This window comes from Pallidibacillus pasinlerensis (assembly GCF_009996845.1).
GTDB classification, from domain to species: domain Bacteria; phylum Bacillota; class Bacilli; order Bacillales; family Caldibacillaceae; genus Pallidibacillus; species Pallidibacillus pasinlerensis.
In genome coordinates, this window is sequence record NZ_JAACYS010000008.1 from 46,618 (window position 1) to 67,612 (window position 20,995).

Genomic DNA, 20,995 nt, shown 5'->3' on the forward strand with positions numbered 1-20,995 from the left:
AATTCAGCATCGGGAAATCGTTAACGGTTTCTTTTGCCGATTAGTTCTGTGATAAATTTCAAGTAATTTCGTTCAATCGATAAGCTTTGTAAAATTTGTTCAGCCTTCAATAAATGGTCATTTAATTTTTCTTTCGCACCTTCCAGTGTTAAAAGTTTCGGATAAGTGCTTTTTTGTTTTTCAACATCGCGACCAATATTTTTCCCAATTAGTTCCATCGAACCTTCGATATCTAAAATATCATCACGAATTTGGAAAGCTAGACCAATATGAAAAGCATATTCTTCTAATTTCTTTAAAGTCTCTTCATCCGCATCAGCCATAATTGCACCTGCTCTAATACAAAAGGCTAATAAATTTCCTGTTTTATGTTTATGAATGTACTCTAATTGATTTAAATTTAATTCTTGATTTTCTCCTTCTAAGTCTGCAACTTGACCAGCAACCATACCTTCTGGACCAGCAGCTTTCGCAAGTTCACGAATAAGCGCTATTTTTTTATGTGCAGACAACTGTTCCATTTCTGCTAACACTTGAAAGCTGTAAGTTAACAATCCATCGCCAGCTAAAATGGCTGTTGCCTCACCGAATACTTTATGGTTCGTTGGTTTCCCTCTTCGTAGATCATCATCATCCATTGCTGGTAAGTCATCGTGAATTAATGAATACGTATGAATCATTTCCACGGCACAAGCTACTGGTAGTCCAATTAACGGATTCTTTTTAAAAGCTGATAAAGTGGAAAAAATAAGTAACGGGCGGATTCGTTTACCACCAGCTTGAAGCGAATAATCCATCGCATTTCGTAATGTTTCAGGTGTTTGCAGTGATTGAATATAGTCCTTAAGTTGAGTATTAATTGTTTCTATTTGGTCTTTCATATAATCTGGTATTTGCAACTTAGTCCACCTCATTAATGGAGAAGTTTTCCGTTTCACCATTCTCCTTTAAAATTTCTGTTAATTGTTCCTCAACATTTGTTAGTTTTTGATGACAAATCTTCGCTAATTCCATACCCTCTTTATATTTTGCAATAGCTTCTTCTAAAGGTACATCTCCTTCTTCTAGTGCTTCTACAACTTGTTCTAATTTTTCCATCGCTTCTTCAAAAGTCAACTTTTCTTTTTCACTCATTACTTACACCTTCTTTTCGTTCAACTATTTTTCCTTCGAGATGACCATCTTTTAATGTTACTGTTATTGTTTCACCGACATTGACATCTTCAATGCTTTTAATAATTTTTTGCTCCTTATTATAGGCAATACTGTAGCCTCTTTCCATAATTTTCAAAGGACTCAAAGCATTAAGTGTACTTAACTGGTTGGCAAAAGCTTGATTTTTTTGATTAACTGTCGTTGTTATAACACGATTTAAACGTCTATATAAAGCTTCAATTTTTTGTTTAGATAAATTTAATTGTGTCTCAGGTTGTTGTCTTTTTAAGCGTTGTTCCAAATGTATTAAAGACTGGTTTCCGTCTAATATTTTTTGTTTCATTAAACGATTTGCTTCATTAATTGTCCGATCTAAATGTTCAGCTTTTTGCGCATAAAGTTTTTCAGGATAACGAAAGGCATATGATCTTTGCAGTCTGTTTAATCGCTCTTTATAAAATGTTAATTTTTCTTTTGTCGCCCTCGTTATACGAACTTTATGATTTATAATTTTTTCAAATAAATCTTTAATATTTGGTACAGCTAATTCAGCTGCCCCTGTTGGAGTTGGAGCTCTCATATCGGCAACAAAGTCAGCAATCGTTGTATCAGTTTCATGACCAACAGCTGAGATAATTGGGATTTTTGAGGAGAATATAGCTCTTGCAACAATTTCCTCATTAAATGCCCATAAATCTTCAATTGAGCCACCACCACGGCCGACAATTAGTACATCTACTTCTTGCCTTTCATTTGCAGTTTCAATCGCTTGAACAATGGATGGTGCAGCTTGTGTACCTTGTACTAGTGCAGGATAAATCATAATTTTCGCGATTGGATATCTTCGTTTTATCGTAGTAATTATATCACGAATAGCCGCTCCTGTTCGAGATGTAATAACCCCAACAGTTTCTGGATATGGAGGTAATGGTCGTTTATGTTCTAATTTAAATAATCCTTCTTGTTCCAGCTTTTCTTTCAATTGTTCATAAGCTAAATATAACGCACCAATTCCTTCTGGTTCCATCCCTTTAACATATATTTGGTACTGTCCACTTGGTTCATATACGGTAACTTCACCATGTAATAAAACCGTCATACCATCCTCCGGTTCAAAACGAAGATTCCGTGCAGAGCTAGCAAACATAACCGCTGCAATACGAGCTTTTTTATCTTTTAATGTAAAATACATATGACCACTCGTATGTCGTTTAAAGTTAGAAATTTCACCTTTCACATAAATATTTTGCAAATGGGGATCAAAATCAAATTTTCGCTTTATATACTTAGTTAAGGCTTCAACTGTTAAATATTGTTTTTGTTTCATTGGAATTCCCCTTTAAATAGTTCCTTTGAAAATTAATTTCACATTATACTTACTACATTCTACTAAAAAAAAGAGTAGCAGTCACCTAATTAAGGAACTGCTACTCATACGTTTATTTACTTTTTTGTATTCTTTCTGCTGCTTTTAACGTATTTTGAAGAAGCATAGTAATTGTCATCGGTCCTACTCCACCAGGAACTGGTGTAATATAGGATGCTTTATCTTTTACTGCATCGTATAGAACGTCACCACATAAATTTCCATTTTCATCACGATTCATGCCTACATCGATGACAACTGCTCCATCTTTCACATGTTCAGCTGTAATGAAGTTCGCAATTCCTACAGCACTGACCAAAACATCAGCCTCTCTAGTTACACTCGGCAAATCCTCTGTTTTCGAATGGCAATAGGTTACTGTTGCATTTTTTTGTAATAATAATTGACCCATCGGCTTGCCAACAATATTACTTCTACCTACAACTACCGCTCTTTTACCAGTTAAGTCATAATTAATTTCTTCCAGCATAACCATAATCCCGTAAGGTGTACAAGGAATAAATCCATCTTCTCCAATTACTAATTTACCGACATTCACTGGATGGAAACCATCAACATCCTTTTCAGCACTTATCGTTTCAATTACAACTTGTGGATCAATATGCTTCGGTAAAGGTAATTGAACTAAAATACCATGTATATCTGTATTGTTATTTAATTCTTTAATTTTTCTAATTAAAAAATCTTCAGTAATGTCGCTATCATATTTTTGTAATAAAGAATACATGCCAACTTCTTCACAAGCTTTTTGTTTATTACGAACATAACGCTCACTAGCTTGATCGTCACCTACTAAAATAACCGCAAGCCCAGGTTGGATTCCTTTTGCCTTTAATTGTTCAACTTTCGCTTTAATTTCTTCTCTTTTTTTAGCTGCAATTTCTTTTCCGCTGATGATTTGGCCAGACATAGTAAACCCTCCTGTTAAATTAACGATTTAATTCATCTTTAATTTTTGATAAAACACCATTAATGAAACGTCCTGATTTCTCATCGCCGAATCGTTTTCCTAATTCGACTGCCTCGTTTATCGTTACAGCAATTGGTACATCATCAATGTATTTCATTTCACTTACCGCAATTCGTAGTACATTGCGGTCTACATTTGCTAAACGCGCTAATGTCCAATTTTCTAAATGTTTTGAAATAAGCTGATCGATTTCTTCTAAATGATTCATTGTATTAAAAAATAAGTCGTGTAAGAATGTTTCTTCACTAAATCCTTCTTCAACTATATGATCTAAAGCTGTTTCTGGATCATTCTTTCCTACATCAACTTTAAACATTGCCTGTAATGCTTTTTCTCGGGCTGCCCTTCTACTCATATGAGACATACTCCTTCTTATGTATAAATAAAATTTAAGATTTAATTGTATTAAAAAAGTTTTCTAATAAAACACACAAAAAATAATATCACAATTCCCTTGAAAAAGAAAATACAGTTAGAAGAATTTCGCAAAAGAAAACAAAGCAGGTAAAATACCCTGCTTTGTAAACGTTTTTTTATTCTTCTTCTTTATTATCCTCTAAGTTTTCAAAATTAACATTCACAATATGAATGTTAACTTCATCTGTTTCTAATCCTGTCATGTTAAGTAATGCTTGACGGATATTATCTTGAATTTGTTGAGCAACCTTTGGAATAGAAACTCCATAATTTAATACACAGTAAACATCAATTTTAATTTGATTGTCAGATAAATCTACGCGAATACCTTTTCCGTGATTTTTTCTACCGAATCGTTCAGCAACACCAGCTGCAAAATTACCTCTCATTGTAGCGACGCCTTCAATTTCAGACGCAGCAATCCCAGCAATTACTTCAATAACTTCAGGTGCAATTTCAATTTTACCTAATTCGTCTTGCACCATTTCTAATGCATTATGTTCTGCCATTATGTACACCACCTTACTTATTATTTTTCATCACATCATACATTTCTAAAAACTTCGTATTAAATTCACCACTGACAAAGGCAGGATGCTGTAACACTTTTTGATGGAAAGGAATTGTCGTATGAACACCGTCAATAACAAATTCGTCTAACGCACGTTGCATGCGAGCAATTGCCTCTTTTCTTGTCGGTGCATGGACAATAAGTTTTGCAACCATTGAGTCATAGAATGGAGGTATCGTATATCCTTGGTAACACGCAGAATCCACACGTACACCCATTCCTCCTGGAACTAAGTATACATTAATTTTTCCTGGTGATGGCATAAAATTTTTCTCAGGATTTTCCGCATTGATTCGACATTCAATTGCCCAACCGTTAAAAGTAACATCTTCTTGCTTAACAGATAATGGTTCTCCACTTGCAATACGAATCTGTTCTTTTATTAAATCAACGCCTGTAATTAATTCAGTAACAGGATGCTCAACTTGAATTCTTGTATTCATTTCCATGAAATAAAATTGTTTGTTTCGATAATCAAATATAAACTCAATGGTACCTGCACCGGTATAATTGACAGCTTTGGCTGCTTTAACAGCTGCTTCTCCCATTTTATTCCGTATTTCATCATTTAATGCAGGAGAAGGTGCTTCTTCGATTAGCTTTTGTAATCTTCGTTGGACAGTACAATCCCTTTCTCCTAAATGAATGACATTACCGTAATTGTCTGCTAAGACTTGTACTTCAACATGGCGAAAATCTTCAATATATTTTTCTAAATAAACACCTGGGTTACCAAAGGCTGTTAATGCTTCTTGTTGAGTAATATTAATACCTTTAATTAATTCTTCTTCATTATACGCGACTCGTATACCTTTACCACCGCCGCCTGCTGTCGCTTTAATAATCACTGGATACCCGATTTCTGAGGCAACTTTTTTCGCTTCCTCAACATCTTCAACGATTCCATCAGATCCTGGAACAATCGGTACACCTGCTTGTCTCATTGTTTCTCGGGCAACGTCTTTCGTTCCCATTTTTGCAATAGCTTCTGCAGTCGGACCAATAAACGTTAGTTGACATTCTTTAACAAGGTTCGCAAAATTTTCGTTTTCAGCTAAAAAGCCGTATCCTGGATGGATTCCATCACACCCTGTTAATGTTGCCGCACTTATAATATTTGCCATATTTAAATAACTATCCTGAGATTGTTTCGGACCGATACAAATTGCTTCATCCGCCATTTGAACATGGAGTGCTTCACCATCTGCTTCTGAATAAACCGCAACCGTTTCAATCCCAAGCTCTTTACAAGCACGGATAATTCGTACGGCAATTTCACCTCTATTAGCAATTAATATTTTCTTTAACACAGTACCACCTCTTAATTTGTCTTCACTAAAAACAGAGGTTGACCAAATTCAACTAATTGGCCATCTTCAACAAGAATTTCAACAATTTCTCCCTCTACTTCTGCTTCAATTTCGTTAAATAATTTCATCGCTTCTACAATACAAACAATCGTGTCTGAGTTTACTTTATCGCCAACTTTTACATATGGCTCGGCATCTGGATTTGGTTTACGATAAAATGTACCGACCATTGGTGATGTAATTTTATGTAAATTTTCATCAACTACTGCACTTGTTTCTTCTTTTGCTTCAACTTGTTCAACTTTTGGTTGAGCTTGAACTTCAACTGACGGAGTTGCTTGTTCAACTGGTTGAGTTACAGGTTGAGCTACACTAGCTACAGCTTCTACTTCTTTCGTTACTGGTTGTTCATTAACGACAACAGATTTATTTTTTTTCATCGTTATTTTTAAACCATCATGCTGTAATTTAAATTCATCGAGACTAGATTGATCCACAAGCCTAATTAGTTCACGAATTTCTTGTATTTTTAACATAATGACACCCCTTATAGATTACTAAAAATTAGTACTAGCTATTAAAACTATACGATATAATTTTATTTTAGTCCAATAGGAATGTAAATATATTCTTTACAAAATAAATACAAGTTTAATCAAATTTGATTAAACTTGTATTATTATACAAATCTATTTTTAAATATTTATTTTGTTTCTTCTTCATTATTTTCATAAGCAACAGATACGAATGAGCTACCAATTTCCTTTTTTACTATTTTAATAATTTCATTGGCATTCGCTTTTGTAGGTTCCATGCCTTTAACAGTAACTAAAACTTCATCATCTTCAACTTGCACAAGGGCATCTTCATAACCAAGGTTTGAAACAATTAAAGATTCCACTAGTTTTTCTTTATCCGCAATTTGCTGTATGCGTTCCATCTCATCCTTTGCAGCGCTTTTTTCAGCTGCAGATAATTCATTGGATCCTGCCATTTGTTGCAATTCTTCTAATTTTTGACTACGTTCATCTATCATTTGTAGACGAATTTCCTCAAACACTTCATCTTTAGATACTTGGGTAATTGTCGTATTTGTTCCCTCATCTGTATTTTCAGCATTTTGCTCATTATCTACACTAGCTACATCGTTTTTTGGTGGTTCTGCCGTTATATAGTAGACTGATAAAACAACGACTAAACTTAACATGGTTAATAACCATACCGTTTGTTTTTTTAACATCATCAATACTCCCTCCATATTAAATTTGATAAATTTATTATTTATAATTAAATATTAAACTTTTATTTTTTAGCTAAAACAGATACACGATGACTTGGCACATCTAAAACCCGCATTACCGCTTCAATAATAGATTTTTTCACTTGAATATTGTCAGCACCTTTTGCCACTACTAGCACCCCGCGCACTTGGGGTTTTTCAGTTTCACTTACAAGCGGTATTTCTTTATCTCCTTCGCGAATAACGACAATCTGTTCCTCTGTGGACTGATCTTCCACCTCTCGTTTTCCACCGTTTGAATCGGTTTCACTCGTAATTTGTTTCTTATTAATCAAATTTTTCTCATAAACTTTCTTTTCAGTTGATTCAAGATTTACTACTATCGTAACGTCCTCTACCCCAATAGCAGATTCTATCGCTTCTTTTAAACGATTTTCAAAATGTTCCTCGTATTCTCGCATCGTTGTTGGTTGATTAGTTGCCTTGCCAAATGTTTCCACTTCCTCTATCGGCTCTTCGTCTTCAGATGTTACAGGGACTGGATTCGAGGACAAATTATTTTTATTGGAAAAGAAATTGCTAATTAACATAAATGCAATACCAACAACTAGCACAATGATAAAATAATGTTTTTTTGTTAATTTTTGATCTCCATTAAAGGAAAGTAAGTTTTTCAAAAATGAAAGCGGTCCTTTTTCTTCACTCATTTTTAGTTTTGCCCCCTTTCGATCGTAATCGCAAGCTTCTCCATATCCACCTCCCACTTGTCAGCTAGAAAACGGGCGATTGGTTCTATATCAGCTTCAAGCTCCTTTTCATCAGGTTGACTTAAATTAATTTTTACTTCATCAATTAATTTTACGACTTGTTGTTCTTCGGCTGCCTCTACTAAAGTTATTTGAATGCTTAATAGATTTTCCATTACATCTTCAAATTGCAAGGCGGTTTCGTAATCTTCATTGATCACTACTTCTACTTCACTAAATTGATAATCAAATTGTTCCATCAACTCCTTTTCCGTCATTTCTGCTAATTGGACAGCCGTTTGTTCTAAAATATATGCATTTTGTTCAGCTTGTATTTCTATTTTCTGATTTTCTATTGAATTTTCTATGTTTGCATTTGTATTTTCGTCAAAAATTGAGGTTGCACTTTTTAATAAATCTTCAATATCCGATGAAAACAATTTAAAGATTGGACTTAAAATAATTGTTATGAGCAAAAGTCCGATGACCATTTTCACATATTTTTGTAGGGAGGTTTGCGGTAATAATAGTTCAACAATAGCCGCTAAAATAATAAATAAAAGTATATTCGTTATCCATTCTGTTAAAAAATCCATTTCAACACCTGCCTTATCGGACCATTAATGTTATATTTCCTGCTAAAATTATGACCGTAATACTTAAGAAAAACATGATCGAAACGATTCCTAAGGCAGCGAATAGATAAATGATACTTTTTGAAATAATATCAAGACAGGTAATTATCGGTCCTCCACCTAAAGGTTGTAAAAGCGCAGCTGAAAATTTATACACAAATGCAATAATTAATATTTTCAACGCTGGAAATAGGACGATAAATAGTAGGATGCCAACACCAGCAAGTCCAATTGTATTTTTTAAAATAATTGAAGCGCTGATAACCGTATCGGCGGCATCGGTAAACATTCTCCCGACGACAGGAATAAAATTACTAGTCGCAAATTTTGCGGTTTTAATGGCAATGCCATCAGCAACTGCTGTAACTGAACCTTGAATCGATACAACACTTAAAAACACGGTCATAAAAATACCTAGTAGTCCAATACTCCAGTTCCGTAATAAACTCGCTAATTTAGTCGCCTTATAATTCGTTGTTAATGTGCTAACAATGCTTAACAAGACGGATAAAAATAGTAACGGTAAAACAACCTTGTCCACAAATATGCCACTAATATTCGTTAAAAATAAAATGACCGGGTGAAAAAATCCTGCTGAAATGATACTTCCACTCGTGGCAATCAATGCAAGGAGTAGCGGGATAAATGCAATTGTAAAACTGATCATTTGCTGAATCGCATCTGACGCGTACGTAATCGCTGAATGAAAACTGTTTAATGCAAGGATCATTAAGACCATAAATATAACTGCATATGCAATCTTACTAACGGTCGTAGTTTCGAAGGCGTTTTGTAAGGATTGTAGAAACATACTTAAAATTGTTAATAAAATTAATGTTCCTAGTAACTTCCCGTTTAAAATAAGTTCATGAAAAATATATTTAATGGCTCCTAACGTTATTTCTTTAAAGGAGAATTCTCCAGCCTGTTTAATATATTCAACGACGCTTTGTTTTTCGACCCCAGGTAAAAAGCCACCATATTTATCAATCACTTCATTCCAAAAACTTTCAATTTCATGGAAATCCATCTTATCAATTTGTTCGTTAACTAAATCCATTGCATTTACTGGATCTTCTCCGTTATATGTTTCTGATTCGTGCGAATTTGCAACGGAACGAACTGGAAAAAAAATCATAAACATGATTCCAATTATTAGGGAAAGCAGCCAAATCCTTTGCTTCATCTTTTCACCTCAAAATAAGTGTTCGTGCAACTCTTAAGATGGAATCATTTTTATAATCATTTCAATTAAGATGGTTAATATTGGCACCGCCATTGCTAAAATAACGATTTTACCAGCCATCTCAATTTTAGATGCGATTGAACCTTGACCCGCATCCTTTGTTATTTGTGAGGAAAATTCCACGATATATGCAATGCCGATGATTTTTAAAATTGTTTCAACATAAACCGAATTTACATTGGCATTAATCGCAATCCTCTCAATCATTTGGATTATCATATATATTTGATCGATTAAATAAAGAAATATTACACAACTAGTAAATACGACTAGAAGAAATGCGATATTTGCCTTTTGCTCCTTTAAAATTAAAGCTAAAAAGGTGGCAACTAAACCAATTCCGATGATTTGTAAAATATCAATCGAAAAGCCCCCCTCTAACCGTTGAAGTAAAACACCGATTTAATTTTTTGAAATAAATCATTAACAATAGTAGCAACTTGAAAAAGTATATAAATGAAACCAATGAGCACAACCCATTGGGAGTATTCCTTCTTTCCCGCCTGATCTAAGATGGTAACTAAAAATGCAACAATGATTCCGACTCCAGCTATTTTAAAAATTACATCTACATCGATGCCCATCGCATTTCCTCCTAATCACAAAACATCTACATTAATAAAATGATAATGAACAGTCCGATTAAAAAGCCTAAATTCCGAAACATTTTCCCGTAAGAAGCTTGTTTTTCCCTTGCTTCATCTTCTTCTCGCTCTAAATGTGTTAAAGCTAAGCGAATCTGCTTTTGTTGTTGCATTAAGTCATGCTTTCCTAACGTTTCCCCGAATTGCTTTAAAATTTCTAGTTCCGTTGTTTTAAATGCTGTACGTTTCCACACTACTTCTAAGGCTTTATTCCACGCATCACTCGCCGTTGTGTCGGCTTTTATTAAATTCATCGCAAAATAATCAAAAATTTCACTGACAGGTCTGCTTATTTGTTTGGCAATCCTTCTAGAGGCTTCATGAAGCGGGGCATGTCCATACATAATTTCAGCTTCAAGACTTTGTAAAGCAGATCTTAAGATCCGTAGTTGCCTCGTTCGTTCGGATAACGCTTTAGATGCTTCAAAACCAATCCAACTTGTAGCAATGATGATACAGATCGCTCCGATGATTTTAATCATGTAACAACACTCGCTCTTCTTACTAGTTCTTTTCCATTTTCATCTTTTATACTTACGACTGTGCCTGGGCCCTTTCCACGAGAAAGTTCAATAAAACGATTAAATATTTTTTGGTCCAATATCGGTTTTAATGTTGGTCTTTGTAAAATGTCTTTATATGAATCTCCATGAGTTGTCATTATTAAGCAGATACCAGCGTGCACCGCTTCTAAAATCGCCTCAGTATCTTCTTTTCTCCCTATCTCATCAACTACTAAAACATCAGGACTCATTGACCGAATCATCATCATCATTCCTTCCGCTTTCGGACAAGAATCCATCACATCAACTCGATTTCCAAAGGTTAGTTGTGGAACACCTCCAACACTTCCAGCAATTTCACTTCTTTCATCAATTATCCCGACTTTAAGTGGAGGAATATTACATTTTTTATCTCCAATCGAAATAACCCTCGCCAAATCTCTTAACAATGTTGTTTTTCCCGTTTGTGGTGGACCAATTATCATCGTATTTTTCCATTTTGCTTGATAAAGATAAGGGATCCACTTTTCTGAAATTCCTATTTTTTCCTTTGCCACGCGAATATTGAACGAAGCTACATCACGGATTGCTTTTACAAACCCTTTTTCCAATATGACTCTGCCTGCTAATCCGATTCGATGTCCACCTTCTACTGTGATATAACCCCTTTTTAATTCCTCATCCAACATATAAAAAGAGTGTTGACTAAGTTTATTTAAAAGCTGTTCCGCATCTTGTGGTTTAACAATATAGGAGAGAAAAATTGCCTTTTGATTAGCGATTACTTCGATTGGCCGATTAATGCGGATACGAATTTCTTCGACTTTTCCTAAAAGTTCTTTTGGAAAATTATTAAATTGTTCTTGAATTGATTTTGGTAGTAGATTGATAATCTTTTGCATAAATTGAACCTCTCCTATTGACAGATTCTATTTGACTTTTCTATTTAAATATATTTCTCCTTTGGACAAAGTATGACTATTAATTAAATAATTGCAGATGTAACCTGGAGTTTACCTATATTGTTTAGATAATTTTGAGCGGAAATTTAACAATGAGGATCATATTGAGAGAATGAAATTTGAGTACAAAAAAAGACCGTCCGTTTGAATGGACAGCCTTTCACTTTCTCATTATTAAGCTCTAGAAACGTATGTTCCATCATTTGTGTTAACGACAATTTTGTCTCCTACGTTAACAAAGAATGGAACTTGAACTACATAACCAGTTGATAACGTTGCTGGTTTTGAACCCCCTGAAGCAGTATCACCTTTGATTCCAGGTTCTGTATCAACTACTTCTAATTCAACCGTATTTGGTAATTCAACACCAAGTGTTTCACCTTGGAACATAATTAAATGAACTTCCATGTTTTCTTGTAAGAAGTTTAATTCATGTTCAATTTGTTTTTCCGGTAATTCAACTTGTTCATAGTTATCCATGTCCATAAATACATGGGTATCACCACTTGCATATAAATACTGCATTTTACGGTTATCAATTTGTGCTTTTTCTACTTTTTCACCTGCACGGAAAGTTTTTTCTTGAATATTTCCAGTACGTAAGTTTTTCAATTTGGAACGAACAAAAGCCGCACCTTTTCCTGGTTTTACGTGTTGGAAATCAACTACACGCCAAATTCCACCATCAACTTCGATAGTTAATCCTGTTTTAAAATCATTTACTGAAATCATAAAATAATATCCTCCTACAAACTACAATATGATTAATTCTTTTGTTGAATGAGTAAGGCGTTCATTACCGTTTTCTGTGATTAATAAATCATCTTCGATACGAACACCGCCTATACCTTCTAAATAAATTCCAGGTTCACAAGTGACTACCATTCCTGGTTTTAAAACAACATCGGAACGGAAGGAAAGTCCGGGTCCTTCATGCACCTCTAAGCCAATACCATGACCAGTAGAATGGCCGAATTGAGGTCCATATCCTTTTTCAGTTATGTAATCACGACAAATTGCATCTGCCTCTTTTCCAGTTATACCAGCACGAATTTGTTCGACACCATTAAGTTGAGCACCTAGAACAATATCATAAATTTCTTTCATTTGTTCAGAAGGTTGACCCACAGCAATTGTTCGCGTAATATCCGATACATAACCTTCATAAAGTGCACCGAAATCTAGAGTAACCATTTCTCCAGCTTCAATAACTTTGTTTGATGCAACACCATGTGGGAGAGCTGATCTTGCACCTGAAGCTACAATAATATCAAATGAAGAGGATGTTGCACCACTTTTTCTCATAAAAAATTCCAATTCATTTGATACTTCCAACTCAGTTTTACCTGGTTTAATAAAGTCTAATATGTGTTTAAAGGCTGCATCTGCAATATCTGCAGCGACTTTAATTAGTTTTAGTTCTTCTGGTGTTTTTATTAAGCGCAAGTTTTCAATAAGACCTGATGTAGGTATAAATTCTGTTGAAAGCTCCTTTACATAAATTTGATAAAGAGCATAAGTTACATCTTTCTCTTCGAAGCCTAAACGCTTAATTCCTTTTTCTTTACAAATACGAGCCACTTCATGGGGAATTGACCCATTATGTTGCACAACTTCGAAACCAATACACTCATTTTTCGCCTGTTCAGTATAACGAGAATCAGTAATAAAATATGCACCTTCTTCTGTTATAAGTGCAACGGAAGAATCACCTGTAAAATTTGTCACATAACGAACATTATATAAGTCCGTAACGAGTAGCGCATCAATATCTGATTCAGAAAACGCCGTACGTAACCGATTTAATTTTTCCATTTACTTCTCTCCCTACTATAAAATCACAACACATATTTTACCATATATTCAATCATGTTAACTACTTTTTTCCACTTCTTTCATCTCTTGATTCTTTTCACGCTCCATGTGCGCATTATATTCGTACGAAATGGAATATCCGACAAATAAACCGAATAATAAATAAATACAAATCATACTCACAATCGTATTAAACTTTAATTCACTAATATGATTTAGACTAGGAAAAAGTGGGTTTAAAACAAAAAACACAAGAACAAAAAGAATTGCTCCAAAAAGTAAACCAGACCAAATATTAAGCATATTTCTTAATGTAAAGTAATATAAAAACGCTGCACCGATTCCTAAAATTCCTAATATTAATAATGAAACTACAACACCAATCCAACCCGTTCTCCAATCACCAACAGCCCACATTTCTAAAACCGTGTTTGGACCAATTTCCGAAAACTTAAAGAAATGAGCAAATAAGGCAATTGCTCCCCAAAAAAGTCCGCCAATAAAGCCTGTGATTGCAGTTGTGGCCGTAAGAGATAATGATTTTGCTTGCTGATTTTGGTTTGATTTTTTTTCGTCCATAAATCACACCTCCAAATGTAGTATGTCCCTTTTAGCTTAGATTTACATAAATCAGGTGATAAATGTAGAGGTTTTGTCGTTTTTTATGTAAAATAAATTTAGAAACGTAATACAATTAGTATTAAGTATCGCTCCATTCTAGGTAGTTTTTCTGCTCGCACTCTTTCCCCTAAGTCAATTGATTTAGGAAAATAACTTTATCTCTTATTAGATTCAAGCCACCAATCCCCACACCCAACATAAATAAAATAGTGTAATAATCTTTTTTTCAAAAACAGAAGGATTTATTTGTTTTAAAAAGAATTGATAAAATTAAGGATAATGGTTTAAATTATATAATTTTTGCTCATGATTCAAAGTAGGAGGTGGTTATGAATGAATAACAAAGTAGGTCATTTGTTATTTGTTGGTTTAGTATCGTTTGCGATTATTGGATTACTTATTAGAATAATTACTGATCCGACGTGGATTATCCGATTTATCCTCATATCAGCTGTAATGATCGGGATATTCTATTTTATTATGACAAAATTTGTATTAAAAAGTAGCCCTACCTTTAATAAAGAGCAAATGGCCTTTAAAAAAGCTGCCAAACTATCTAAAAGAAAGTATAAAAAAAGTCCGAAACAACCTACTTATAATAAGAAAAATGCAATTCGAAAACGAACTGCATCATCAACTCATTTAACTGTAATTGAAGGTAAAAAAGGGAAGAAAAAGAATCGCGCATTACATTGAACAACTAACGTATTTTTAATATGTCCATTTTTTTAAAAACTTAATAGTTTGTTCTCTACCAATATTAACTAATTCTTGTTTTTTCGCATCCGTTAACGTAAATTCTGTTGCTACTATTCCATCTGTAGGGATAAAGACGATATTTTTTTCATGTTTTCTAGAAATATAGCGAGCATCGTGAGCATCCATCATCGTTGTAAAAAGGGCTTCAAACATTTGTAAAGCATTGTTTATTTCATTAGGTGGTATACTTTGATAATCTGGACTTAATTTTAATCCAAGTACAGGTCTACGTTTCTTTACATTTTCCTTATCAAATAACCACATTGGAAAATTACTTAGTACTCCACCATCAACAATTATAATCTTCCCTTTATTCGTTTTTAGAAGAACCGGTTCAAAAAAATACGGTAAACTACAACTCATTCGTATAGCTTTAGCAACGGGGAAACTTTCAAAAGGAATATCATATTTGTGTAAATCATCAGGAAGAATAACGATGCTCCCATTCGTTAGGTCAGAGGCTACAACTCGTAAAACACCAGGCGGTAAATCTCCAAAGGTCTTGACGCCTTTTTTTTTGAGTCGTTCGGAAATCCAATCTTCTAACGCCTGACCAGTATAAAGACCTAGTCGCCAATAGATTGGTAACCATTTAATAAATTTAAAGGGAAATATTGACCGCTTATTATCAAGTATTTGGTTTGCATCTAATGAGTTTAATTCATGATACATTTCTTCAGCGTTATACCCTGCTGCAATCATTGCTGCGACTATGGAACCTGCGCTTGTACCTGCAAGTCTTTTAAACTGATATCCTCGCTCTTCCAACACTTGATATGCACCGACAAAAGCTAAGCCTTTAATACCCCCTCCAGAAAACACACCATCAATTTTCAAGCTATCCGCCTCCATTTCTGCTGTTTCACTATTTCATATGTAATCAAATTTTTGGGAATTTAGTACAGCGGACGAACTAATTTTAAATACTCATAGATCGGACATACAAGAAGAATCGAAAACATTTTTTAAAATACATTATCTAGATCGCGTTTTTTTCAAGTTAAAAAAGAGGTCAACCATTTGGTCAACCTCTGAATATTAGTTTATAAGCCGCATTTTAATTGTACACCGCAGTTATCACAAGTGTTACAACCGCCAATATCTTTCACTTTACCTTTTCGACATACAGGACATGTGTCGCCAATTTCAGAACCAATTGATACATCGGTAGAACGAACATCATGAATCGTATCTACAAGAACTACCCTCGGTTCCTCCACATCAACATCTGCCTCTGTATCATTTGAATTTTCTTCCGTTGTTAATGTTAATACTTGTGTATCACGGCTTCCATCAACATAAACAGTTCCGCCTTTTGCTCCACCTTTATATAAACGCTCATATACTTTTTGAACTTGGCTTACAGTATATCCTTTCGGCGCGTTTACAGTTTTACTGATGGAACTATCTACCCATCGTTGGATGACGCATTGAACATCCGCATGGGCTTCAGGAGTTAATTCCATTGCCGATACAAACCATTCAGGTAAGTTGTCAGCAGAGGCTTCAGGATGTTTATCTAAATACTCTTGAACAATTTCAGCATTTACTTCAATAAATTTACCTAAACGGCCACTACGGTAATATTTAAAGGAGAAGTAAGGTTCAAGTCCGGTGGATACTCCAACCATTGTTCCAGTGGATCCAGTCGGAGCAACGGTTAACAAGTGTGAGTTACGAATTCCGTGTTCTAAGATTGCTTGTCTAATATCTTCAGGCATTTTTTTCATATAGCCTGTTTCGATAAAGGCTTTTCGTAAAGCTTTTGTTTCTTCTTCCGTTTCACCAACTAAGTAAGGGAAACTTCCTTTTTCTTTCGCTAATTCAACGGACTCACGATATGCTGTTGTCGCAATTGTTTCAAATACTTTATCAACAAGTTCGTTACCTTCTTCAGATCCATAAACCTTTTCACAGTAGATAAGTAAATCAGCTAACCCCATTACGCCAAGTCCAACACGTCGTTCGCCTAGGGCTTGCTTTTTGTTTTCTTCTAAGAAATATGGAGTCGCATTTATAACATTATCTTGCATACGGACGCCCACTTTGACCGTTTGTTTTAACTTTTCAAAGTCAACTTCCTTCGTCTTTTTGTCCACCATATTCGCTAAGTTTATCGCTGCCAAGTTGCAGACACTAAAAGGTGCGAGGGGTTGCTCACCACAAGGGTTCGTTGCTACAACTTTTTGTCCGTAAGCTTTAGCGTTAGTCATGTCGTTTGCATTATCGATAAAGAAAATTCCTGGTTCAGCAGAATATGTCGCACAAATATTAATTAATTGCCATAATTCACGGGCTTTAATTTTACGGTATGTGCGCACTTTGTAACCCATTTTTTCCCATTCGCGAACATCGCCAACTTCATGCCATTTTTCGTTATAAACTTTCATTTCATCTGGATTATATTTTTCAACATCTGGGAAACGAAGTTCGTAATAATCATCGTTTTCAACAGCTTCCATAAATTCCTTTGTCAAACAAACAGAAATATTAGCTCCTGTTAAAAACTCCGGATTATTTACATCAAAAGTTCCACCAACGCGTAATTTTTCCTCCGCATCTTTAATGATTTCTTCTGTAAATCCACCATATCCTGGAATATGTTTAAAGTTAACAATGCTTTGATACATTGTTCGTTCTTTTTCAGTAAGCGGAATGAATTTTAATTTCTCTTGAGCAAGACTAATAATTTGCTCATCCTTTGAATTTTCGATTAAGAAACGTAAAATTCTTGGATTTTGCATTTTTGAGATAATGAATTCAATAATATCTGGATGCCAATCTGCTAGCATTATCATTTGTGCTAATTCCATTACGTTGATTCGCTACATCAACTCTCTATGTCACCATAGAGTTTAGACCATATTTTGTATCTACACGATACCCTCGCGCTTCGAGATCGCTTGATCCCTACTTTATTACTCTATATTGTCCTTTTTCAATAACTCAGCATTACTATTTGAATGGTTTGATTCATATTTCATATTAAATTTAATCCGAAGTTCAGAAGGTATAATTGATAAAAATGATTTAACAACACTGTAGAAAATTTTAAAATTGGTAGCATTTATATATATCCGGAAAAACTCTACATTTTCACTTTTTTTGCTGTTAATTTCATGAAGTGTTGTATCTATTCCGAATCGTTCTTTAAACATCTTCCGAATTAAGTTATTCTCAAACTTTGAATAAGTTTGTGTGTTTAAATATGCAAACCTTTTTACTTTATTTTCTTTGACTGACACATATAAATAACCTTTATCTAAGTACCATAAAAGTATCCCTAATGGTGTTATTCGTTTTAGAACATAGGTAGAAATGATTTTTTTATTGTTGGAATCAACTACTCTGTTATTTTCAAAATGTCTACGGTCTGGAACCCATATTTTTAAAAAATTGATCTTTCCAGCATCATCTTTCTGAATAACGTGCTTTATTTTTTGCGACTTGCAAAATTGTTCAAGCCACTGAACATAAAACTTTTTCTTTTCGGACCATTTAATATGAATCACACCATTTTTATAAAAACCATTGCCTAGTACTAAGCCATATAATGCATAGTTAATTTCTTTTTTGCTAAGTTTTAATTTCATAGGGGAATCCTCCCTCAATTTACATAGAGTAATAAATTGGTCGTTGAACCTTCTCCCTAGGGAAACTTATGCCCTTTAGGAGCTTGGCTGCTGGTTGTCTTTATTTCGCTCCTGATTTTTCGACCTTCACGTTTACCGTTTCCGGTTCCGTTGTGGTTCAGAAGCTACATTTGATGCAATTGTTTGTCGAACAAAACTAATGTTATTTTTTATATCATCTTCCCAAAATCTTAGGATTGAATAACCATTGTTTTCTGCTATACGGTTTTTTTCTAGATCATTTTTTTGTCTTTCGATTTGCCATTCTTTTAGATTTGGGTAAAACTTCGGATTAGCATGCCAATAATCTCCATCACATTCAATTATTATTTTGTAATCAACTAACAAGAAATCATATTGATGATTCTGGAGAACGAAGGAATATTTATAATTCAAATCCAATTCTTGTAATAAATTTTCCATAATTTTTTCAATAGATGTTTTTCTAAAAGAACCGTTTAAAAATTGATTAAGAGCTGCTCTCCTAATTTTTTCGATTGTTTCTTTTGAGTAAACTCCTGTTTTCCCACTATTCCATGAAGGAGTTTTATTTTTCCTTCTAGTAGCAGCAGTTTTATTAATAATCCTCTGGAATCGTTCTTTCTTTTCTTCATTGCTCATTTGCGCATGCCATTGAGTAATTTTTTTCGATTTTAATTTAAGACTACACTCATGGCTACATGTTTTAACTCTTAGGTCCTCATTTATAAATAACTTTTTGCATTCTTGACATCTTCTTTTACGATTCTTTCTTGGATATTTACAAGATTTATTCTCACAATATTTCTTTGGCTTCCATCTATTTTTATGATGACTAGTATCAATTTCAACTAAATTTTTACAGTCTTCCCTTTGGCACACTATATCTTCTTTCTTGTAAAAATATTTTTTCAGATAAGTTGGCAAATCTATATTATGGTCATTCATTAAATGCTTAGTAAACTGACCAGCCATATTATTTCTCATTTCTATTCCGCATAGCAAACAATTTTGTTTTTCTTTTGGGCTATAATATTTCAAACCCATCACCACATTCCTTTATCTTACAAACAATTACATCACTGTAAAGAGTTTCCAGCAATTCACGAGGTTTTTTTATAGACGAGGCACACGTTATGCTACTTTACCACGTCTTGAGCCACCTTGCTCAACTAAATGAGTCAATTTGGCGATGTCATCTAGCCATGATACAGAACCACTTGATTTACCATTTACACCTCTTGCAAGTGTGTTTCTTGGTCTTAGAGTGGAACCATTTGTACCTACACCACCGCCACGACTCATAATTTCCATGACCTTTTTCCGGTGTTCAGAAATACCTTCACGAGAATCGTGTACAAATGGCATAACGTAACAGTTAAAATACGTTACTTCTTTTCCAGAACCTGCTCCGTATAGAACACGCCCTGCAGGAACAAAGTTCAGTTGTACTAGTTCTTCATAAAACTTATTAAACCATTCTTCTCTTAATTCAGGTGTTTCTTCTACTTCTGCAAGTCCAGCTGCATTTCTTTTCGCAATTTGTTCATAGTACACTTCAAGCGGTTTTTCAATTACATCTAATGAACGTGTAATTATTCCTGATTCTGCTTCCTCTGGATCTTCTAATACATGGCGATACTCTTCATCAACTAGAACTTGAGCTTTATTCCCTTCCCAATCAATACTTAAAATAAAACCAAGTCCGCGAGCAGGGAATTTTGTGTCTTCTTTGATTGTCAACACAACAAAATCGCCTTCAGTTAAAGTTAACTTTTCAGTATCTTTAAAAGAATAGCGATCCAACATAACAAGTCTTGAGACACCTTTATATGTGATATTCATGTCATCTGTAATTGGAAAAACTTGTGGGAAAAGTCGTATTGCTTCATTCAATTTTTTTACATTGATCTTTGGCTGATTCGTAAACGTTACCGCCATACATCCATCTCCTTTACAATGAAAAAAATCACTATGTCGATTCTAGCTGTCTATCATTTTGTATACTTAAGATAACATAATAAAAACAACAAATCAACATATAGTGTTGTTTTATTTTTAAAAACACTATATATTGTGCCATACACACATTTCATATATTGTGTCAATGATTTAATATTATAAAAGGGAATTTATAAACGAAGGTATTTTTAAATATTTTTTCAATTTGATAAGGAGTTATGAGGTGTATTTAGAGGGTATTTAAAATTAATAATCAATCTATTAAAAAGTCATACAAATTATCTATTGGATTAAAAACCGACTTTTTTAGTCTATCATATTTTTTATATTTGGACAAACAAACTATTTTTTGAGTTTGAGTCAAGTATTTATAGGCAGTTTTTTTTCACAACTTAAATTTGAAAGCGGATTCAAACTCTTAGGATACTCTCTTGGTAAGAA

23 protein-coding genes and 2 pseudogenes are annotated in these 20,995 nt (G+C 34.0%); 1 reads left to right on the top strand and 24 read right to left on the bottom strand.

What is annotated here, in order from left to right:
• Window positions 1–20: 20 nt before the first annotated feature.
• The 19 genes from GW534_RS03185 to GW534_RS03275 all read right to left on the bottom strand — a co-directional run bounded on the left by GW534_RS03185 (window position 21) and on the right by GW534_RS03275 (window position 14,180).
• Window positions 21–914, bottom strand: coding sequence for a polyprenyl synthetase family protein (locus GW534_RS03185; RefSeq protein WP_407670436.1), 894 nt, complete (start codon window positions 912–914; stop codon window positions 21–23).
• A complete protein-coding gene (xseB, locus tag GW534_RS03190; RefSeq protein ID WP_161919610.1) occupies window positions 901–1,134 on the bottom strand; it encodes an exodeoxyribonuclease VII small subunit in 234 nt (77 codons plus the stop codon). The genes GW534_RS03185 and xseB overlap by 14 nt, the downstream gene beginning before the upstream one ends.
• Entirely contained in the window at window positions 1,127–2,482 is a 1,356-nt protein-coding gene (gene xseA / locus GW534_RS03195; RefSeq protein ID WP_161919611.1) for an exodeoxyribonuclease VII large subunit, read from the bottom strand. The genes xseB and xseA overlap by 8 nt, the downstream gene beginning before the upstream one ends.
• Before the next feature lie 112 nt (window positions 2,483–2,594).
• Complete coding sequence (gene folD / locus GW534_RS03200) at window positions 2,595–3,452, bottom strand: bifunctional methylenetetrahydrofolate dehydrogenase/methenyltetrahydrofolate cyclohydrolase FolD (RefSeq protein ID WP_161919612.1); 858 nt, start codon at window positions 3,450–3,452, stop codon at window positions 2,595–2,597.
• A 19-nt stretch (window positions 3,453–3,471) separates the two neighbouring features.
• Window positions 3,472–3,867: a transcription antitermination factor NusB gene (gene nusB, locus GW534_RS03205; protein WP_161919613.1), complete on the bottom strand. Its 396-nt coding sequence runs from the start codon at window positions 3,865–3,867 to the stop codon at window positions 3,472–3,474.
• Window positions 3,868–4,045: 178 nt separating this feature from the next.
• Window positions 4,046–4,438, bottom strand: a complete 393-nt coding sequence (locus GW534_RS03210) for an Asp23/Gls24 family envelope stress response protein (RefSeq protein ID WP_161919614.1) — start codon at window positions 4,436–4,438, stop codon at window positions 4,046–4,048.
• A gap of 13 nt (window positions 4,439–4,451) precedes the next feature.
• Window positions 4,452–5,810 carry an acetyl-CoA carboxylase biotin carboxylase subunit gene (accC, locus tag GW534_RS03215; RefSeq protein WP_161919615.1) on the bottom strand — a complete coding sequence of 453 codons (1,359 nt, stop codon included), beginning with the start codon at window positions 5,808–5,810 and terminating at the stop codon, window positions 4,452–4,454.
• Window positions 5,811–5,821: 11 nt separating this feature from the next.
• On the bottom strand, window positions 5,822–6,346 hold the full coding sequence (accB, locus tag GW534_RS03220; RefSeq protein WP_161919616.1) for an acetyl-CoA carboxylase biotin carboxyl carrier protein: 525 nt from the start codon (window positions 6,344–6,346) through the stop codon (window positions 5,822–5,824).
• Between the two features lie 167 nt (window positions 6,347–6,513).
• Complete coding sequence (locus GW534_RS03225) at window positions 6,514–7,053, bottom strand: SpoIIIAH-like family protein (RefSeq protein WP_161919617.1); 540 nt, start codon at window positions 7,051–7,053, stop codon at window positions 6,514–6,516.
• A 59-nt stretch (window positions 7,054–7,112) separates the two neighbouring features.
• Window positions 7,113–7,757 (bottom strand): stage III sporulation protein AG, encoded by a 645-nt coding sequence (gene spoIIIAG / locus GW534_RS03230; RefSeq protein ID WP_161919618.1) that lies wholly within the window; start codon window positions 7,755–7,757, stop codon window positions 7,113–7,115.
• A 2-nt stretch (window positions 7,758–7,759) separates the two neighbouring features.
• On the bottom strand, window positions 7,760–8,392 hold the full coding sequence (gene spoIIIAF / locus GW534_RS03235) for a stage III sporulation protein AF (protein WP_161919619.1): 633 nt from the start codon (window positions 8,390–8,392) through the stop codon (window positions 7,760–7,762).
• Between the two features lie 13 nt (window positions 8,393–8,405).
• Window positions 8,406–9,617 (bottom strand): stage III sporulation protein AE, encoded by a 1,212-nt coding sequence (gene spoIIIAE, locus GW534_RS03240; RefSeq protein ID WP_161919620.1) that lies wholly within the window; start codon window positions 9,615–9,617, stop codon window positions 8,406–8,408.
• 33 nt (window positions 9,618–9,650) lie between these two features.
• Window positions 9,651–10,040 carry a stage III sporulation protein AD gene (spoIIIAD, locus tag GW534_RS03245; protein ID WP_312854624.1) on the bottom strand — a complete coding sequence of 130 codons (390 nt, stop codon included), beginning with the start codon at window positions 10,038–10,040 and terminating at the stop codon, window positions 9,651–9,653.
• A gap of 14 nt (window positions 10,041–10,054) precedes the next feature.
• Entirely contained in the window at window positions 10,055–10,261 is a 207-nt protein-coding gene (gene spoIIIAC, locus GW534_RS03250) for a stage III sporulation protein AC (RefSeq protein WP_161919621.1), read from the bottom strand.
• A gap of 26 nt (window positions 10,262–10,287) precedes the next feature.
• Entirely contained in the window at window positions 10,288–10,803 is a 516-nt protein-coding gene (gene spoIIIAB / locus GW534_RS03255; protein WP_161919622.1) for a stage III sporulation protein SpoIIIAB, read from the bottom strand.
• Window positions 10,800–11,726, bottom strand: a complete 927-nt coding sequence (gene spoIIIAA, locus GW534_RS03260; protein ID WP_161919623.1) for a stage III sporulation protein AA — start codon at window positions 11,724–11,726, stop codon at window positions 10,800–10,802. The genes spoIIIAB and spoIIIAA overlap by 4 nt, the downstream gene beginning before the upstream one ends.
• 234 nt (window positions 11,727–11,960) lie before the next feature.
• Complete coding sequence (gene efp, locus GW534_RS03265; RefSeq protein ID WP_161919624.1) at window positions 11,961–12,518, bottom strand: elongation factor P; 558 nt, start codon at window positions 12,516–12,518, stop codon at window positions 11,961–11,963.
• 21 nt (window positions 12,519–12,539) lie between these two features.
• Entirely contained in the window at window positions 12,540–13,601 is a 1,062-nt protein-coding gene (locus GW534_RS03270) for a M24 family metallopeptidase (RefSeq protein ID WP_161919625.1), read from the bottom strand.
• Window positions 13,602–13,658: 57 nt separating this feature from the next.
• Window positions 13,659–14,180 (bottom strand): YqhR family membrane protein, encoded by a 522-nt coding sequence (locus tag GW534_RS03275; protein WP_161919626.1) that lies wholly within the window; start codon window positions 14,178–14,180, stop codon window positions 13,659–13,661.
• Between the two features lie 375 nt (window positions 14,181–14,555).
• Here GW534_RS03275 and GW534_RS03280 point away from each other — a divergent pair, with 375 nt between their 5' ends.
• Window positions 14,556–14,918 (top strand): SA1362 family protein, encoded by a 363-nt coding sequence (locus GW534_RS03280; RefSeq protein WP_161919627.1) that lies wholly within the window; start codon window positions 14,556–14,558, stop codon window positions 14,916–14,918.
• A 15-nt stretch (window positions 14,919–14,933) separates the two neighbouring features.
• Here GW534_RS03280 and GW534_RS03285 read toward each other — a convergent pair whose 3' ends face one another.
• From GW534_RS03285 to GW534_RS03305, 5 genes and pseudogenes are all read right to left on the bottom strand, one after another.
• Window positions 14,934–15,818 carry a patatin-like phospholipase family protein gene (locus tag GW534_RS03285; RefSeq protein WP_161919628.1) on the bottom strand — a complete coding sequence of 295 codons (885 nt, stop codon included), beginning with the start codon at window positions 15,816–15,818 and terminating at the stop codon, window positions 14,934–14,936.
• A 206-nt stretch (window positions 15,819–16,024) separates the two neighbouring features.
• Window positions 16,025–17,785: pseudogene (locus GW534_RS03290) on the bottom strand (vitamin B12-dependent ribonucleotide reductase); the annotation flags it as partial.
• Between the two features lie 114 nt (window positions 17,786–17,899).
• On the bottom strand, window positions 17,900–18,574 hold the full coding sequence (locus tag GW534_RS03295) for a hypothetical protein (RefSeq protein WP_161919629.1): 675 nt from the start codon (window positions 18,572–18,574) through the stop codon (window positions 17,900–17,902).
• Between the two features lie 132 nt (window positions 18,575–18,706).
• A complete protein-coding gene (locus GW534_RS03300; RefSeq protein WP_161919630.1) occupies window positions 18,707–19,639 on the bottom strand; it encodes an endonuclease domain-containing protein in 933 nt (310 codons plus the stop codon).
• Window positions 19,640–19,738: 99 nt separating this feature from the next.
• Window positions 19,739–20,533: pseudogene (locus GW534_RS03305) on the bottom strand (ribonucleotide reductase N-terminal alpha domain-containing protein); the annotation flags it as partial.
• Window positions 20,534–20,995 lie beyond the last annotated feature (462 nt).